This is a genomic window from Propionivibrio limicola (assembly GCF_009469695.1).
GTDB lineage: Bacteria > Pseudomonadota > Gammaproteobacteria > Burkholderiales > Rhodocyclaceae > Propionivibrio > Propionivibrio limicola.
Map to the genome: position 1 here is coordinate 1 of NZ_SSSR01000011.1, position 15,609 is coordinate 15,609.

15 protein-coding genes and 1 riboswitch are annotated in these 15,609 nt (G+C 64.9%); all 15 genes read left to right on the top strand.

Annotated features, from left to right (window positions below; genetic code table 11):
* Positions 1–141: 141 nt before the first annotated feature.
* A riboswitch (cobalamin riboswitch) is annotated at positions 142–358 on the top strand.
* 169 nt (positions 359–527) lie between these two features.
* The 15 genes from GH659_RS09005 (at position 528) to GH659_RS09075 (ending at position 15,608) form a co-directional block, all read left to right on the top strand.
* The gene (locus tag GH659_RS09005) at positions 528–1,205 is read left to right on the top strand and encodes an energy-coupling factor ABC transporter permease (protein ID WP_153111074.1); all 678 of its coding nucleotides are present in this window, start codon (positions 528–530) and stop codon (positions 1,203–1,205) included.
* Positions 1,202–1,546 (top strand): energy-coupling factor ABC transporter substrate-binding protein, encoded by a 345-nt coding sequence (locus GH659_RS09010; protein ID WP_153111075.1) that lies wholly within the window; start codon positions 1,202–1,204, stop codon positions 1,544–1,546. Before GH659_RS09005 ends, GH659_RS09010 begins: the two co-directional genes overlap by 4 nt.
* A gap of 4 nt (positions 1,547–1,550) precedes the next feature.
* The gene (cbiQ, locus tag GH659_RS09015) at positions 1,551–2,297 is read left to right on the top strand and encodes a cobalt ECF transporter T component CbiQ (protein ID WP_153111076.1); all 747 of its coding nucleotides are present in this window, start codon (positions 1,551–1,553) and stop codon (positions 2,295–2,297) included.
* A complete protein-coding gene (locus GH659_RS09020; protein WP_153111077.1) occupies positions 2,294–3,250 on the top strand; it encodes an energy-coupling factor ABC transporter ATP-binding protein in 957 nt (318 codons plus the stop codon). Before cbiQ ends, GH659_RS09020 begins: the two co-directional genes overlap by 4 nt.
* 28 nt (positions 3,251–3,278) lie before the next feature.
* Complete coding sequence (gene cobM, locus GH659_RS09025) at positions 3,279–4,073, top strand: precorrin-4 C(11)-methyltransferase (RefSeq protein WP_153111078.1); 795 nt, start codon at positions 3,279–3,281, stop codon at positions 4,071–4,073.
* On the top strand, positions 4,066–5,052 hold the full coding sequence (locus GH659_RS09030) for a sirohydrochlorin chelatase (RefSeq protein ID WP_153111079.1): 987 nt from the start codon (positions 4,066–4,068) through the stop codon (positions 5,050–5,052). The genes cobM and GH659_RS09030 overlap by 8 nt, the downstream gene beginning before the upstream one ends.
* 6 nt (positions 5,053–5,058) lie before the next feature.
* A complete protein-coding gene (locus GH659_RS09035) occupies positions 5,059–5,730 on the top strand; it encodes a precorrin-8X methylmutase (protein ID WP_153111080.1) in 672 nt (223 codons plus the stop codon).
* A 1-nt stretch (position 5,731) separates the two neighbouring features.
* Positions 5,732–6,871, top strand: a complete 1,140-nt coding sequence (locus GH659_RS09040) for a cobalt-precorrin-5B (C(1))-methyltransferase (RefSeq protein WP_153111081.1) — start codon at positions 5,732–5,734, stop codon at positions 6,869–6,871.
* 105 nt (positions 6,872–6,976) lie between these two features.
* Positions 6,977–8,263, top strand: a complete 1,287-nt coding sequence (gene cbiE, locus GH659_RS09045; protein ID WP_153111082.1) for a precorrin-6y C5,15-methyltransferase (decarboxylating) subunit CbiE — start codon at positions 6,977–6,979, stop codon at positions 8,261–8,263.
* Between the two features lie 84 nt (positions 8,264–8,347).
* Positions 8,348–9,127 carry a precorrin-2 C(20)-methyltransferase gene (cobI, locus tag GH659_RS09050; RefSeq protein ID WP_153111083.1) on the top strand — a complete coding sequence of 260 codons (780 nt, stop codon included), beginning with the start codon at positions 8,348–8,350 and terminating at the stop codon, positions 9,125–9,127.
* 116 nt (positions 9,128–9,243) lie between these two features.
* Positions 9,244–10,002 (top strand): cobalamin biosynthesis central domain-containing protein, encoded by a 759-nt coding sequence (locus GH659_RS09055; RefSeq protein ID WP_153111084.1) that lies wholly within the window; start codon positions 9,244–9,246, stop codon positions 10,000–10,002.
* A 346-nt stretch (positions 10,003–10,348) separates the two neighbouring features.
* On the top strand, positions 10,349–10,753 hold the full coding sequence (locus tag GH659_RS09060) for a cobalamin biosynthesis protein (protein ID WP_153111085.1): 405 nt from the start codon (positions 10,349–10,351) through the stop codon (positions 10,751–10,753).
* Entirely contained in the window at positions 10,750–11,751 is a 1,002-nt protein-coding gene (gene cobJ, locus GH659_RS09065; protein WP_153111086.1) for a precorrin-3B C(17)-methyltransferase, read from the top strand. Before GH659_RS09060 ends, cobJ begins: the two co-directional genes overlap by 4 nt.
* Before the next feature lie 21 nt (positions 11,752–11,772).
* Positions 11,773–12,522: a uroporphyrinogen-III C-methyltransferase gene (gene cobA, locus GH659_RS09070; RefSeq protein ID WP_153111087.1), complete on the top strand. Its 750-nt coding sequence runs from the start codon at positions 11,773–11,775 to the stop codon at positions 12,520–12,522.
* Between the two features lie 200 nt (positions 12,523–12,722).
* Positions 12,723–15,608, top strand: a complete 2,886-nt coding sequence (locus tag GH659_RS09075) for a sensor domain-containing protein (protein WP_153111088.1) — start codon at positions 12,723–12,725, stop codon at positions 15,606–15,608.
* The last annotated feature ends 1 nt before the right edge of the window (position 15,609 follow it).

Sequence of the window (15,609 nt, forward strand, 5' to 3'; positions counted from 1 at the left end):
GAAAGGCTGGCATTCATACGCGCAGAATCCTCGCCGCCTCCTCTGATGCCTACCGGGAGTCCATCCTTGGACTCGGGTAGGTTTGATGCGATTGCCCTGCATGGAAATGCCTGATATCACAACAATTTCCCATATTCGGGTATACTTTCGCGCGTTTTAGGTTCCTTGCTTCACGACCGTGAAGCGGGTGAAATGGGAAGCCGGTGACTCCTCAACAGGACATTCCGGCGCAGCCCCCCGCTGCTGTAGGCCCGACGACTCCGACAATATGCCACTGTGCGATGACTTGTTTCGCATGGGAAGGCGCCGGAGAAGGATGAAGGCAAGCCAGAAGACCGGCCTGAGACGAATGTGGTGCCAATCCTCGGGGTGAGGGGAAAGGTTCTGTCGATTCGCCATCCGGTCTTCGTTACCGCCAGCAGGGCTCCCGCCGACGCTGACATTGCCTCACACGAATTCCCCCAAGGCTTTTCTTCCGATCTGATCCCCCTCGCGACCGTTTTTTCAGTTTCGCGAAGGAGAGAATCATGCACATCATGGAGGGCTTCCTGCCCGTCAAACACGCCATCGGCTGGGGCGTGGCCGCGGCGCCATTCGTGGCCTACGGTATTTATTCGGTCAAAAAACAGATTGCCGCCAACCCGGAACAGCGCATGCTGCTCGGCGTGGCTGCCGCATTTTCATTCGTTCTCTCGGCACTGAAAATCCCGTCGGTGACCGGCAGTTGCTCGCACCCGACCGGCACCGGCCTCGGCGCCCTGCTCTTCGGCCCGGCGGCGATGGCGCCGGTCGGCGCCGTCGTCCTGCTCTTTCAGGCGCTGCTGCTCGCGCACGGCGGCTTGACCACGCTCGGCGCCAACATTTTCTCGATGGCGATTGTTGGCCCGTTTGCCGCCTACGCGGTATTCAAGCTGGCACGCTCGCTCAAGGCATCGCTGGCCGTTTCCGTCTTCCTCGCCGCCAGCCTCGCCGACCTGCTGACCTATGTGACGACCTCGGTGCAACTGGCGATGGCCTTTCCCGATCCGCTCGGCGGTTTCATGGCCTCGTTCGCCAAGTTCGCCGGAATCTTTGCCGTCACGCAGATTCCGCTGGCGATCAGCGAAGGCCTGCTCACTGTGATGATCTTCAACGCGCTGGCGCGTTTCAACCCGAAAGAACTGCAGGACATGAAACTCACCGATACCGCGGAGGTGCGCGCATGAAACGCTATCAAAACCTGCTGTTGCTGATCGCCGTCGTCGTGCTCGGCGTCGCGCCCCTGTGGCTCGTCGACAAGCAGGAAGCCGGACCGGATGGCGAGGAAGTCGCCATCTTCGGCGGCGCCGACGACAAGGCCAAGGGTGTGATCAGCGAAATCGACCCGGACTACCAGCCTTGGTTCGAGCCGTTGATCGAGCCGGCCAGCGGCGAAATCGCCTCGATGCTCTTTGCGCTGCAAGCCGCGCTCGGCGCCGGCTTCATCGGTTACTACCTCGGCGTCGCCCGCACCCGCGAGAAGATGAAGCGGGACGCCGAGGGCAACGAAGACGCGGCAGGCCGGTAACAAGGTGCTGATCGAGCAATGCGCGTATGGCAACCGCTGGCGAAAGGTTGCGCCGGCGGCCAAGGGGCTGTTCTGCCTCGGCGGCTTCATCGCCGCCTTTGCGGCCAGCCAGCCAGCGGCCGCGGCCGCCGTGGCCGGGCTGGTCGTACTGATCACGGTCCTCGGTGCCGGCGTTCCCTTCCCGCGCTTCGTACGCGTCGCCTTGCCGCCGCTCGGCTTCCTGCTGCTCGGCTGTCTTTCGCTTGCCTATTCGCTCGATTTCCAGGGGGCAAGCAATGACTTCACCGTCCTCTGGCTGCCCAGCGGCTGGGCGCCGATCCGGCAACTGGCCGCCCGCTCCGGCGCGGCGCTGGCGGCGCTGCTCTTTCTGGCGCTGACGACGCCGATGATCGATCTGATCGCCCTGCTGCGCCGCCTGAAAATGCCGGAAGTGCTGCTCGAAATCATGGTGCTCTGCTACCGCATGCTCTTCGTTTTTTCCGAGGCGCTGCACGATACACGCACGGCGCAGGCGGCCCGCCTCGGCTACGCCACGCCCCGCCTGGCGCTGCGTTCGCTCGGCAGCCTGACCGCCAATCTGACGCTGCAAATCTGGCAGCGCGCCCACAGTCTGCATATCGCCGCGCAGTCGCGCAACAACGACGGCGCCTTCCGTTTTCTCGAACCGGAATACGCACATGTGCGACGCGATCTGACCATTGCCGCGCTTGGCGGTGCCTTGCTGATCGGCTTGGCCGTGGGGATGCCATGAAGCCGCTGAAACACCAGCCGTCACACCGGCGAACGCCGGTGTCCAGCGCGGCGCCCGATTTTACGTACCTTTCTCCGCACGGTCTGGATTCCGGCATTCGCCGGAATGACGAGATTCTGCTGGCGTTCGAGGATGTTGCCTTCCGCTACCCGGACGGCAACACCGGCCTCGACGGCTGCTCGCTGAGCATCGTCCGTGGCAGCCGCAACGCGCTGATCGGCGCCAACGGCGCCGGCAAGACGACGCTGTTCCAGCACGCCAACGGGCTGCTGCGCCCGCAAAAAGGCGGCATTCGCTACGCCGGCCGCGCCATCGACTACAGCCGCGCCGGCCTGCGCCATCTGCGCAGCGAAGTCGGCCTCGTCTTCCAGAACCCCGACCAGCAACTGTTCTCGGCCAGCGTGCGCGAGGACGTTTCGTTCGGCCCGCTCAACCTCGGTCTCGACACGGAGACGGTGCGCCAGCGCGTGACCGCTGCCCTGCAAGCCGTCGGCATGGAAAAATTCGCCGACCGGCCGGTACACAACCTGAGCTTCGGCCAGAAAAAACGCGTCTGCATCGCCGGCGTGCTGGCCATGCAGCCGCAACTGCTGATTCTCGACGAGCCGATGGCCGGGCTCGACCACGCCATGCGCGCCGAACTGCTGGCCGTGCTCGACGAGCTGCACGCGCGCGGTATCACGCTGCTGCTGGCGACCCACGACATCGATTTCGCCTATCGCTGGGCCGACCGCATCCATCTGATGAGCTCCGGCCGCTGCACCAGCGCCTTCGCCGCGGCCGAGTTGCCCGACAACGCCGAAACGCTGTCGGCTGCCGGTCTGCCGGTGCCCGGCGTCGTCGAACTGCACCGCTTGCTGGTAACGCGCCAGATACTCCCGGCGATCAGTTCGCCGCGCAGCCTTGCCGAACTGATCGCCCAACTGAACAACACGCAAAAGGATTTCCAATGAACGCAACGCACCTCGGGAGACTCAACTGATGCCCGGCAAAATCTGGTTTGTCGGCGCCGGCCCCGGCGATCCCGACCTGATCACCGTCAAGGGCCGCAAGCTCCTCGAGCAGGCCGGGGCGATTCTCTACGCCGGCTCGCTCGTCGATCAGGCGGCCACGCTGTACGCGCCGCAAGGCTGCGAAATCCGCGACTCGAAGGACATGACGCTCGACGAGATGACCGCCTGGCTGCTCGACCAGGCCAGCCGCCACGCCGTCGTCATTCGCCTGCAGACCGGCGACCCCGGCCTCTACGGCGCGCTGATCGAGATGACCCGCCCGCTGACCGCCGCCAAGGTCGAATGGGCCGTCGTGCCCGGAGTTTCCTCGGCGATGGCCTCGATGGCCGCCGCCGGCGAAACGCTGACGCTGCCGGAAGTCACGCAAACGGTCATCCTCACCCGCGTCGCCGGCCGCACGCCGATGCCCGCCGGTGAAGACCTCGAATCGCTGGCCAGCCACCACTGCACGCTGTGCATCTACCTCTCGATCACGTTGTTGCACGAAGTCCAGAACGCCCTGCGCGCTGCCGGCTGGCAGGAAGACGCGCCGATGCTGGTCGTGCAGAAAGCAAGCTGGCCGGGGCTGGAAAAGATCGTGCGCGGCACGCTCGCCGACATCAAGCAGAAATGCCAGGCCGAGAAGATTGGCAGCCAGGCGATGATCGTCGCCAGCCCGACGCTCGGCGCCGCCGACTGGGACGACCTCGTCCGCTCGAAGCTCTACGATCCGGCCTTCACCCATCGTTTCCGCAAGGCTTCAGGAGAAATCGCGCATGACTGATACAAAAAAAACCACGCTCCTGCTCGCCGGCCACGGCTCGCGCAATCGCGAAGGCAACGAGGAAATCGAACGCTTCGCCGCCGACTGGCGGAAAATGCACCCGGACTGGCGCATCGAAGTCTGCTTCATCGAGCACGCCGACGTGCTGCTCAACGAAGGTCTCGACCGTGCGGCCAAGGGCGCCGAACGCGTCGTACTAATCCCCTTCATCCTCAACGCTGCCGGCCACGTCAAGATGGAAATGCCGGCCGCTCTGGAAACGGCACGCGAACGCCACCCCGATGTCGAATTCATCGTCACCCGTCACCTCGGCATGGGCCGCGACATTTTCGAGGTACTGCAACACCAGCTCGAAACGCAGATGCAGGCGCTCGACGTGCCCGATCCGCAGACCACCGGCGTCATCCTGCTCGGCCGCGGCTCATCCGATATCGGCGCCAACGGCGAACTGGCGCGCATGGCCCGCTGGATCTTCGAAGCCAACGATCATGAACTCGTCGACCTCGCCTTCACCGGCGTCACCTGGCCGCGGCTGGAAACGGTCGTGCAGCGGCAGGTCAAGCTCGGCATGACGCAAATCTGCGTGATCCCGGTCTATCTCTTTACCGGCGTGCTGATCGAGCGCATCCAGGGCCAGATCGAACGTCTCCGGCAGCAGTATCCGCAGATCGCCTTCGCGCTCGGCGAGCACTTCGGCTTCGAACCGGAAATTTACGAAATTCTCGACAAACGCGTCGAAAGTAGCGAACTGCGCGGCGAACTTTCCGAAGGCACGCTGCTCGAATGCGACGGCTGCAAATACCGCGAAGCCGCCGAAGAGGAACACCTGCACGACCACAGCCACACAGCGACCGGCGGTTGCGGCCATCACGGCCATGCCCACCAAGAGAGTGGAAACACGCACGACCACAAACATGAGCATGACCATGAGCACGGTCACTGCCACCACGATCATCAGCACGATCATTCGCACGACTGAAACGCCATGACCACCAACACCGTCACCGAACAAATCACCGCCGCCGGCCGCGCCATCGAGCACGACTCGTTCTCGATCATCGACGCCGAAGCCGGTCCGCACGCCGCCTACACCGACGAGCAATGGCCGCTCGTGCGCCGGATGATTCACGCCAACGCCGACTTCGAATTCAACGGCCTCACCGCCTTCCACCCGGAAGCCATGCAGGCCGGGCTGAAGGCCGTGCTCAAGCTCGACACGCCGGTCGTTGCCGATGTCGAAATGATCTGCGTCGGCCTCTCGAAGCCGCGTCTCGCGCACTTCGGCATGAGCACGCATCACTACATTTCCGACCCGGACGTGATCGAGCTAGCGCACCTCAACGACACCACGCGCGCCGTGCAAGCGATGCGCAAGGCGCACCGCTTGGGCAAGCTGGAAGGCGCCATCGTCGGCATCGGCAACGCGCCGACGGCGCTGCTCGAAGTCATCCGCCTGATTCGCGAAGAAGGCGTGCGCCCGGCGCTGATCGTCGGCATGCCGGTCGGCTTCGTCTCGGCCGCCGAATCGAAGGATCTGCTGATGACGGTCAACGACGTGCCGTGGGTCACCATCAAGGGCCGCAAGGGCGGCTCGACGCTCGTCGTTGCCGCCATCCATGCCATGCTCGGTCTGGCCGAAGCCCAGCAGAAACGCTGAAATGAGCGACACCCCCGCAAAAGTCCGCAAGGGCGACGGCAAGCGCCAGCGCGGCAACCGCAGCGGTTTCACCACCGGTGCCTGCGCGGCGGCGTCGGCACGGGCAGCGACGCTCGGCCTGCTGACCGGAGAGGTGCCGGCCAGCGTCGTCGGCCATCTGCCGAACGGGCAGGAGGTGAGCTTTGCCGTTGAAGAGGGTCACGTCGAGCTGGACATGGCCCGCGCCGTCATCGTCAAGGATGCCGGCGACGATCCTGACGCCACCAACGGCGCACATCTGACCGCCGACGTGCGCCGTCTGCCCGGTGCGGCCGGCCAGATCGTGCTCAAGGGCGGCGCAGGGGTCGGCACCGTCACCAAGGAAGGCCTCGGGCTGGAGGTCGGCGGCCCGGCAATCAATCCGGTGCCACGCCGCAACATCGCCGACAACGTGCGCGCCGTCGCCGGTTCGCTGCTTGAGAATGACGGACTGGAAGTGACGATCTCCGTGCCCGGCGGCGAGGAGATGGCGCAGAAAACGCTCAATGCCCGCCTCGGCATCCTCGGCGGCATCTCGATCCTCGGCACCACCGGCATCGTCCGCCCCTACTCGACGGCGGCCTTCCGCGCCAGCGTCGTACAGGCCGTCGATGTCGCCGCAAAACAGGGCAATACCAGCGTCGTGTTCACCACCGGCGGCCGCAGCGAAAAATTCGCCATGCAGCAGTTGCCTGACCTCGACGAGGCCTGCTTCGTGCAGATGGGCGACTTCGTCAAGGCGGCGTTCCAGACAGCGATCAAGCGCAAGATGGCCAACGTGTACATCGGCGCCATGGCCGGCAAACTGACCAAGATGGGCCAGGGCCTCGCCGTCACGCACGCCTGGAAAGCCGCCATCGACCGCGACCTGCTCGCCGACTGCGCGCAGGAAGTCGGCGCCGAACCGGCGCTCATCGAGGAAATCCGCAATGCCGAAACGGCCCGCTTCGCCGCCGAACGGCTGGCGGCGCTTGGCTTGGCGGTCGAATTCCACCGGGCACTGGCGAGAAAGGCCATCCGCAGCCTGAAAGCCTGCTACCCCGGCCCGTACCGGCTGACCGTGCTGGTTTGCGATTTCGACGGGGAATTCATCGTGCGCGTCGAGGAGGAAGAAGCGCAATGACGTCGAACCATCCATCCCGCGTCATTCCGGCGCAAGCCGGAATCCAGAACGGCCGCAGACTGGACCCCGGCCTTCGCCGGGGTGACGGATTCTTTTGGGAAATTTATGACTGATTGCACTCTGATCGGCATTCTCGATGATGGCTGGGGCGGCCTCTCCGACGCCGCCCGGCAACGGCTGCTGGCCGCCAGCGTGGTCATTGGCGCCGACCGCACGCTTGACCTCGTTCGCCCGCACCTGCCGGCAGAAACGGCGTATCACGACATGGACGGTGCGCTGGCCAAGGTGGCGGAATGGACGCTGACTGCGCTGGCCGAAAGCCGTTCCGTCGCCATTCTCGCCACAGGCGACCCGCTCTGCCACGGCCTCGCCGCCTGGCTGACCGGCAAACTCGATACGGCCATCGACATTCTGCCCAACCTCTCGACGCTGCAACTGGCCTGCGCCCGTTTCCGGCAACCGTGGCAGGACATCAAGATCGCCTCGATCCACTGCCAAGACGCCGGCGAATGGCACATCGACGCCACGCCGCAGCACGGCATCTACCCGGCTATGCGCGCCATCGCCCTGCACCCGCAGGTTTTCCTGTTCACCGGCCCGGACAACAACCCGGCGCGGTTGGCACGGGCGCTGCTGACCGCCGGTTACGTCAGCGACGAAGTCCGTTTGTCGGTTGCCTGCCGCCTGCACTTGCCGGACGAACAACTGTTCCCGACGCTGCCGCTCGAACAGGCGGCGCAGATGGACTTCCCCGAGCCGAACGTCGTGCTCGTGCAGCGCAAGGAAAGCCCCGGCGCGCCATCCTTCGGCCTCGACGATCTCGAATACCTCCAGCGCAGCCCCGAAAAAGGCCTGATCACCAAGCAGGAAGCCCGCGCCCTGTCGCTGGCCAAGCTGCGCCTCCGGCCCGACGCCACCGTCTGGGACATCGGCGCCGGCTCCGGCTCAATGGGTCTTGAAGCCGCCCGACTCGCGCCGCACGGCCATGTCTGGGCCATCGAAAAGAACGACGGCGATGCCGCTAATGCGCGCGCCAACGCCGCGCGCTTCCGCCTCAGCAACTACTCGCTGTTCGACGGCAAGGCACCGCAGCACCTCGACACCTGGCCGAACCCCGACGCCGTGTTCATCGGCGGCTCGGGCGGCGAACTGGCCGAACTGATCCACCTGATTCTTGGCCGCCTCAATCCCGGCGGCCGGCTGGTGATGAATTTCGTCACGCTCGAAAATCTGGCCACCGCCACCGCCGCGCTGAAGGAACTCGGCGCCGACTGGGACGTCGTCCAGCTGCAGGCCAGCCGCAGCCAGCCGATTCTCGACATGCACCGCATGGCGGCACAGAACCCGGTGTGGATCGTTACGACCACGCGAACCGCGGCAGAAAATGCGTGAAAACCTTTCACCACAGAGACACAGAGAGATACTTTTCGTTTTTCTCTGTGTCTCTGTGGTTAATTGAATTTGAAAGCCACTGACATGACTAAAACCTACGGAAAACTGATCGGCGCCTCGCTCGGCCCCGGCGACCCTGAACTGATTACCCGCCGCAGCTGGGCCGTGCTGCAATCCGGCGCGCGCTGGATCTACCCGGTCAAGAAGGCCGAGGAAATCTCCTACGCGCTGTCGATCGTCGAACGCGGCGGCCTGCCGGTGCCGGCCGACGCCGTCGAGCTGGTGTTCCCGATGACGCGCGACACCGAGGCGTTGACCAAGGCCTGGGTGCGCGCCGCGCAGCAAACGGTTGAATTGCTGGCCGAAGGCCGCGATGTCGTTTTCCTCGTCGAAGGCGACGCCTCGACCTTCGCCACCTTCGGCCACCTCGCCCGCGTCGCCCGCGAACTGGCGCCCGAGATCGAAGTCGAGACCATCCCCGGCGTCTCCTCCTTCGCCGCCGCCGCCGCCACCACCGGCATGCCGCTCGCCGAAGAGGACGAAACGCTGGCGATCATCCCGGCCGCCTACGGCACCGGCGTCATCGACCACATGCTCGACGAGTTCGATACGCTGATCCTGCTCAAGGTCAAACCGCTGCTCGACGAAGTGCTCGAACTGCTGGAACGCCGCGACCTGCTGGCGACCAGCTGCTTCATCGAAAAGGTCGGTTCGCCGGACGAGCGCGTTATCCGCGACCTCGCCAGCCTCAAGGGCGAAAAGGTCAATTACCTGTCGCTGCTGCTGGTGCAGAACCCGAAGCGCCAGCGCGGCGAACTGCGCCGCGGCTGCCGCCAGCGCAAGGAGGCTGCGGTCAATGCTTAAACGCTTTCAACGCAGAGGGCGCAGAGATACAGAGAGCGCAGAGAAGACCTTTTCTTTGGTTTTTCTCTGCGTCCTCTGCGCCTCTGCGCCCTCTGCGTTAAAAGAGGTTCAATAACATGCCGCAACGCACCGCCGTCATCTCGATCACCCGTCACGGCGTTGCCATGGCCGGCCGCGTCGTTGGCGCCCTGCCCGGCGCGCAGTTGTTCGCGCCGGAGAAGTTCGCCGCCGAGGCCGAGCAAGCGGCACCCGGCGCCGCGCACACCTACGCGGGCAAGACCGGCGAGCAGCTGGGCGTTCTTTTTGCCGACTACGATGCCATCGTCGCCATCCTTTCGCTCGGCGCCATGGTGCGCTTGATCGCCCCCTACCTGCAATCGAAGGAATCCGACCCGGCCGTGGTCGTGCTCGACGAAGGCGGCAAGTTCGCCATCCCGATGCTCTCCGGCCACCTCGGCGGCGCCAACGCGCTGGCCGGGCATCTGGCAACGGCACTCGGCGCGCAGGCCGTGCTGACCACCGCTTCCGACTCGCGCGAAACCATCGGCGTCGACCTGCTCGGCCGCGAACTCGGCTGGACGCTGGAAGCCAAACACGGCGAACTCATCCGCGCCAGCGCCGCCGTGGTCAACGACGAACCGGTCGCCCTGGTGCAGGAAGCCGGCCGCGCCGACTGGTGGCCGAACCACGCCAACGGCCGCACCGGGCCGCTGCCGGCCAACATCACCCTATTTACCAAGCTGGAAGATGTCGATCCCGACCGCTTCGCCGCCGTCCTCTGGATCAGCCAACGCGACATGCCCACAGACTACCGGAAAAAACTCGCCGGCCGCAGCGTCACCTACCGCCCACCAGCTGACGAAAACGCCCAATGACGCCATCGAACTCCTTGCACCGTTGCGCCCCGACCTCCCCCCTTCGCACGCGCCAAGCCGTGTCGCACGGGCTGGGGAAGTCGGTGCGTGTTGTCCGAGCCGCAGGCGAGTTTTCACGCGCCGCCCGCCCGTGTGGCACGGCGCCGGGGAGCGGGCCGCAGGCCCGCCGCGTGCGTGGGGTCGCCTTTCTTTGGTTCCTTTCTTTGGCGACGCAAAGAAAGGAACACGCCGGTCAACGGCGGAACGAAACCTTTCCGCACGCACCGCAAGGGAAGAACCCACAAAACGCCTGCGGCACACTTCTGGATTCCGGCTTTCGCCGGAATGGCGGGGAGGGAGCCATCGCATGAGCGCAAAACCCATCGCCCTCGGCCTCGGCTGCGACCGCAACACCCCGCTCGCCACCGTAAAAACCGCCATCGTGCAGGCATTGGCCCTTTGCCACGCCAGCCTCGACGACGTCAAAGCCGTCGCCAGCATCGACCTCAAAGCCGACGAACCGGCCTTGCTTGAACTTGCCGCCGAACACGGCTGGACGATCCGCTTCTACCCCGCCGCCGAGCTGGCGACTGTCGACGTCCCCAACCCGTCGGCAACCGTGCGCAAACACACCGGCACGCCCTCGGTCTCGGAAGCCACCGCCCTGCTCGCCGCCGGCACCGACAAGACCAACCTCATCATCGAAAAACACCGCCATCGCGGCCCGGACGGCCGCAATGCCACCGTCTCCATCGCAAGGATTCCAGAATGACCCAAGCCTGCACCGCACCCACCGGAAAAATCATGCTCGTCGGCCTCGGCCCAGGCAGCCACGACTACCTGACCGGCCGCGCCCGCGCCGCCATCGCTGAGGCCGATACGGTCATCGGCTACGCCACCTACATCCGCTTGGTCAAAGAACTGCTCGACGGCAAGGAAGTCATCAAGAAGGCGATGACCGAGGAACTCGACCGCGCCATCGAAGCCTACGACCGCGCCAAGCAGGGCAAGAAAGTCGCGCTGATTTCCTCGGGCGACGCCGGCGTGTACGGCATGGCCGGCCCGACCTTCGAAGTGCTGTTTCAAGCCGGTTGGACGCCCGATTCGGGCATCGAAGTCGAAATCATCCCCGGCGCTTCGGCGATCAACACCTGCGCCTCGCTGGTCGGCGCCCCGCTGACACACGATTTCTGCGCCATTTCGCTGTCCGACCTGCTAACGCCGTGGCCGACCATCGCCCGCCGTCTCGACGCCGTCGCCTACTCGGACTTCGTCGTCGCTCTGTACAACCCGAAGAGCGGCCGCCGCACGCGCCAGATTCAGGAAGCGCAACGCATCTTCCTGCGTCACCGCGATCCGAACACGCCGGTGGCCATCGTCAAGTCGGCCTTCCGCGCCAAGCAGCGCATCGAATTCACCACGCTTGAGAAGATGCTTGAAGCCGACATCGGCATGCTGTCGACGGTGCTGATCGGCAACTCCAACACCTTCGTCAAGCACGGCCTGATGATCACGCCGCGCGGTTACGCCAACAAATACGACGTCGAAATTGGCAACAGCGCCGCGCGCGACGGCGAGAAGGCCGGCGTTTCGCTGTCGACGGGCCTGAATGGCTGGCTGGCCGCCATCCACGCCGCACACGCCGACGGCCAATCGCCGGCCGAACTCGCCAAAGCCTACCGCCTGCCGGAAGACTACATCGCCGCCGTGCTCAACGAACCGCTCGACATCGACACCGACGAAGCCGCCGAAGAAAGCGCCGAAGCGTAACGAAAAGACAGGAGACTCGCCATGACCTCACCCACCACCACAGGACGCGTCGCCCTCGTCGGCGCAGGCCCCGGCGATGCCGAGCTGATCACGCTCAAAGGCGCCCGCCTGCTCGGGCAGGCCGAAGTCGTCATCTACGACAACCTCGTCAGCCAGGGCATTCTCGACCTGATCGCGCCGGCCGCCGAGCGCATTTTCGTCGGCAAGATGGCCGGCAACCACACGCTGCCGCAGGAAGACATCTGCCAGCTGCTCGTCGATAAGGCACTCGCCGGCAAATTCGTCGTCCGCCTCAAGGGCGGCGACCCCTTCGTCTTCGGGCGCGGCGGCGAGGAAGTCGACGTGCTGCTGGCCGCCGGCGTGCCGGTCGACATCGTCCCCGGCGTCACCGCCGCGCTCGGCGCCGCCGCCAGCTTCGGCTTCCCGCTCACCCACCGCGACCACGCGCAAAGCTGCGTCTTCGTCACCGGCCACCTCAAGGATCATTCGGTCGATCTCAACTGGCAATCGCTGGCCCAGCCGAACCAGACGATCGTCATCTACATGGGCATCACCGGCCTCGACACCATCGCGAAGGAATTGCAAGCCGCCGGCCTGTCCGGCGACACGCCGGCTGCCCTGATCTACCGCGCCACTTGGCCGAACCAGCGGATTTATCCGGGCACGCTGGCCACGCTGGTCGAAATGGCACGGACCAACAACATCAAGCCGCCGGCGCTGATCGTCATCGGTGGCGTCGTCGGATTGCTGAAGAACGACACAACGGCATAGCAAGAAAATGAGCGCCCCGGCGGCTTGGCGAGTTCCTCCGCCGGTTGCCGGCATACGTAGTTTCCCGCTTGTACTTTCCCGCCCCACTCTATAGAGTGCCTTTATAGGAAAGAACAATGGCTTGACCGGCCGCTCGGAGCAGCGAGAGATGGCCGGACCAGCAACCACGCTTTAGTTCCGGAAACGACTTCTGCCGACCGATGAAACGCGACGAGCCGTCCACCGCTCCGGAGGAACTGCCTCCCGAGCTGCCAAAAGTGATCGCCCTCCTCTCCTGGGCGGGAGGCGCAATTACGACTCTTCTTGTCCCCTTGGTCTTTCTCGGGATCGGCTATCAGAGCGAAGTCACGCGCCTTGAATCGGCGCTGCAGGCCAGCATTCACAACATCGAACGGCAGACGCGCGCCTTGCAGAACAGTGGCGCGAAGGCGGCAGCGGGCTTCCTGTCGCCACAAAACGCGCTCGCCTCCCTCGACTGGCTGGGCGACGAAACCCGTATCCGCATGACCGGCACAGACCAGCAGCTGCTCGCCGAGAAGGTGGCCGATTCGCGCCCCCCGCGCCTGGTTCGCACCGCCTACCTGAATCTCGGGGAAAGAAGCATCGCCCAGCTGGAAGTCAGCCGCTCCCTGGTGCCGCTTCTCTACCACTCGCTCCTCATGCTGGCGCCGGGGCTGGTGTTCGGGCTGATGGTTTTCTTCGCGCTGCGCGACGTGCCAATGCGTGCCCTGCGCCTCGCCTTGCAGGAAAATGGCATGCGCAAGACCACCGAGGAGCAGCTGGCCAAATCGCTGGCCATTTTCGCGGCGACGCTCGAATCGACGGCCGACGGCATTTTCGTGACCGACGTGCACGGGCGGGAAATCGTCGCCAACCAGCGCTTCCTCGACATGTGGAATCTGCGCCGGCCGGCCGGGTCCTACACCGGCGACAACGAAACCATCGCCGCACTCGCTGGCCAGCTACGCGATCCGGCAACGTTCTTCAGCACGCAAAAGGACCTCACCAAGCACATCGACGTCAATCACGCCGCCATTCTCGAACTGCGCGACGGACGCCGCTTCGAATGGAATTCGCGCCCCCAGTTCGTCGACGGCAAGGTCGTCGGCCGCGTCTCGAGCTTCCGCGACATCACCGAGCGGGGGCGCGCCGAGGCGCTGCTCGCCGCGGAGAAAGAAGTGCTCGAGATGGTCGTCTGCGGCAATCCGCTGAAAGCGGCGCTGGGCGTTCTGGCTCGCCATGTCGAGGTGCTTTCCGGCGAAATGTTCTGCGCGATCATGTTCCGTGAGAACGGCGAAGGCAACTCGCTCGCCTGTGCGACCGGCCGCAACCTGCCCGACAACGTCGCTGACAGCCTCGTTCATCACGGCCAGACCGCGTTCGAGAAAGCCTGCGCTGACATCGCCAGCCGCGGCGGCCCGCAAAACCACGATCTGGGCGACGAATTCAGCGGCGTCATCGAGGATATTCATGTCAACCCGGCGTGGGCGGAGTACCGCACCTTGATCGCCAAGTACGGCATCCAGGCCTGCTTCGCCGTCGCCGTGCGTTCTTCGGAAGGCAGCCTGCTCGGCTTCATCGTCGCCCATTACCGCACGCCGGCCGACCAGCCGCCGCATGACCGCAAACTGGTCTGGATCGCCGCTCACCTGACCAGTATCGCCATCGAGCGGCGCCGGGCGGAAGACCGGCTCGATGTCATGGCCCATTACGACGCGCTGACGCTGTTGCCCAACCGGCTGCTGTTCCGCGACCGCCTCAACCAGGCGCTGGCCCGCGTCGAGCGGCACAAGGATCTGGCCGCGCTGTTGTTCATCGACCTGGACCGCTTCAAGACCATCAACGACACCCTCGGCCACGACTCGGGCGACCTGCTGCTGTGCGAGGTCTCGGCACGCCTGCGCCAGTGCGTGCGCGAGGTCGACACCGTCGCCCGCCTGGGCGGCGACGAGTTCACGGTCATTCTGGAACAGATCAACAAGCCGGGCGACGCTGCCGCCATCGCCGTCAAGATCATCGAGGCGCTCGCCACGCCCATCCTGTTGCGCGGCCAGGAAGCTTTCGTCTCGCCGAGCATCGGCATCACCATTTTCCCCTCGGACAGCGAAGACGCCGATCAGCTCGTCAAGAATGCCGATACCGCGATGTACCGGGCCAAGGAAGACGGCGGCAACGGCTACCGCTTTTTCACGACGGAAATGGATGTGTTGACGACCGGCCGGCTACAGATGGAAAGCGGGCTGCGCCACGCACTGCAACGCGAAGAATTCATCGTCTATTACCAGGCGAAACTCAATCTCGCGACCGGCTCGATCATCGGCGCGGAAGCCTTGCTGCGCTGGAAGCACCCGACGCGCGGCCTCGTTTCGCCAGTCGAATTCGTGCCCATCCTCGAAGAAACCGGCCTCATCGAACCGGTGGGCGAGTGGGTATTAAGAGCGGTGTGCACCCAGATCCGGGCGTGGCAGAAAGATCCGTCGCTGCCACCGCTGATCGTCGCCGCCAACCTTTCCGGACGGCAACTGCAGCGCAACAACCTGGCCTCCACCGTTGCCGACATTCTGGAAGAAACGGGACTCGACCCGCAATTCCTCGAACTCGAGGTCACGGAAAGCATGCTCATGCACGACCCGAAATGGACCGTCGACATGCTGCTCCAGCTCCGCAACAAGGGCATCCTGCACATTGACGTCGACGACTTCGGCACCGGCTATTCGTCGCTCAGCTACCTCAAGCAGTTTCCGATCGACTCGCTCAAGCTCGACAAATCCTTCGTCGATGGCCTGCCGAGCGACGAAGACGACATCGCCATCTCGCAGGCCGTCATCGCCCTGGCGCACAGTCTCAAACTCACGGTGATTGCCGAGGGCGTCGAGCGCGAGGAACAGCTCGAATTCCTCCGCCAGAACGGCTGTGACGTCATCCAGGGCTACCTCGTCAGCCGGCCGCTGCCGGCCGACGCCTTTGCCCAACTAGTGCGCGACGGCGTCGACTTCGGCCCGGAGCTGCCCCCCGGCGACGCCGGGAAACGGGTCAGGAATGCCACGCCACAAAGCGATTATTTGTTGCCGCTCGAGCCCAAATAGC

Excerpts from the sequence above, each read along its gene's own strand:
- cobJ (WP_153111086.1), top strand. The coding sequence starts at position 10,750 with ATGACCCAAGCCTGCACCGCACCCACCGGAAAAATCATGCTCGTCGGC.
- GH659_RS09035 (WP_153111080.1), top strand. The coding sequence starts at position 5,059 with ATGACCACCAACACCGTCACCGAACAAATCACCGCCGCCGGCCGCGCC.
- cbiE (WP_153111082.1), top strand. The coding sequence starts at position 6,977 with ATGACTGATTGCACTCTGATCGGCATTCTCGATGATGGCTGGGGCGGC.
- GH659_RS09060 (WP_153111085.1), top strand. The coding sequence starts at position 10,349 with ATGAGCGCAAAACCCATCGCCCTCGGCCTCGGCTGCGACCGCAACACC.
- GH659_RS09030 (WP_153111079.1), top strand. The coding sequence starts at position 4,066 with ATGACTGATACAAAAAAAACCACGCTCCTGCTCGCCGGCCACGGCTCG.
- GH659_RS09005 (WP_153111074.1), top strand. The coding sequence starts at position 528 with ATGCACATCATGGAGGGCTTCCTGCCCGTCAAACACGCCATCGGCTGG.
- cobA (WP_153111087.1), top strand. The coding sequence starts at position 11,773 with ATGACCTCACCCACCACCACAGGACGCGTCGCCCTCGTCGGCGCAGGC.
- GH659_RS09020 (WP_153111077.1), top strand. The coding sequence starts at position 2,294 with ATGAAGCCGCTGAAACACCAGCCGTCACACCGGCGAACGCCGGTGTCC.
- GH659_RS09055 (WP_153111084.1), top strand. The coding sequence starts at position 9,244 with ATGCCGCAACGCACCGCCGTCATCTCGATCACCCGTCACGGCGTTGCC.
- cobI (WP_153111083.1), top strand. The coding sequence starts at position 8,348 with ATGACTAAAACCTACGGAAAACTGATCGGCGCCTCGCTCGGCCCCGGC.
- GH659_RS09040 (WP_153111081.1), top strand. The coding sequence starts at position 5,732 with ATGAGCGACACCCCCGCAAAAGTCCGCAAGGGCGACGGCAAGCGCCAG.
- GH659_RS09010 (WP_153111075.1), top strand. The coding sequence starts at position 1,202 with ATGAAACGCTATCAAAACCTGCTGTTGCTGATCGCCGTCGTCGTGCTC.
- GH659_RS09075 (WP_153111088.1), top strand. The coding sequence starts at position 12,723 with ATGAAACGCGACGAGCCGTCCACCGCTCCGGAGGAACTGCCTCCCGAG.
- cobM (WP_153111078.1), top strand. The coding sequence starts at position 3,279 with ATGCCCGGCAAAATCTGGTTTGTCGGCGCCGGCCCCGGCGATCCCGAC.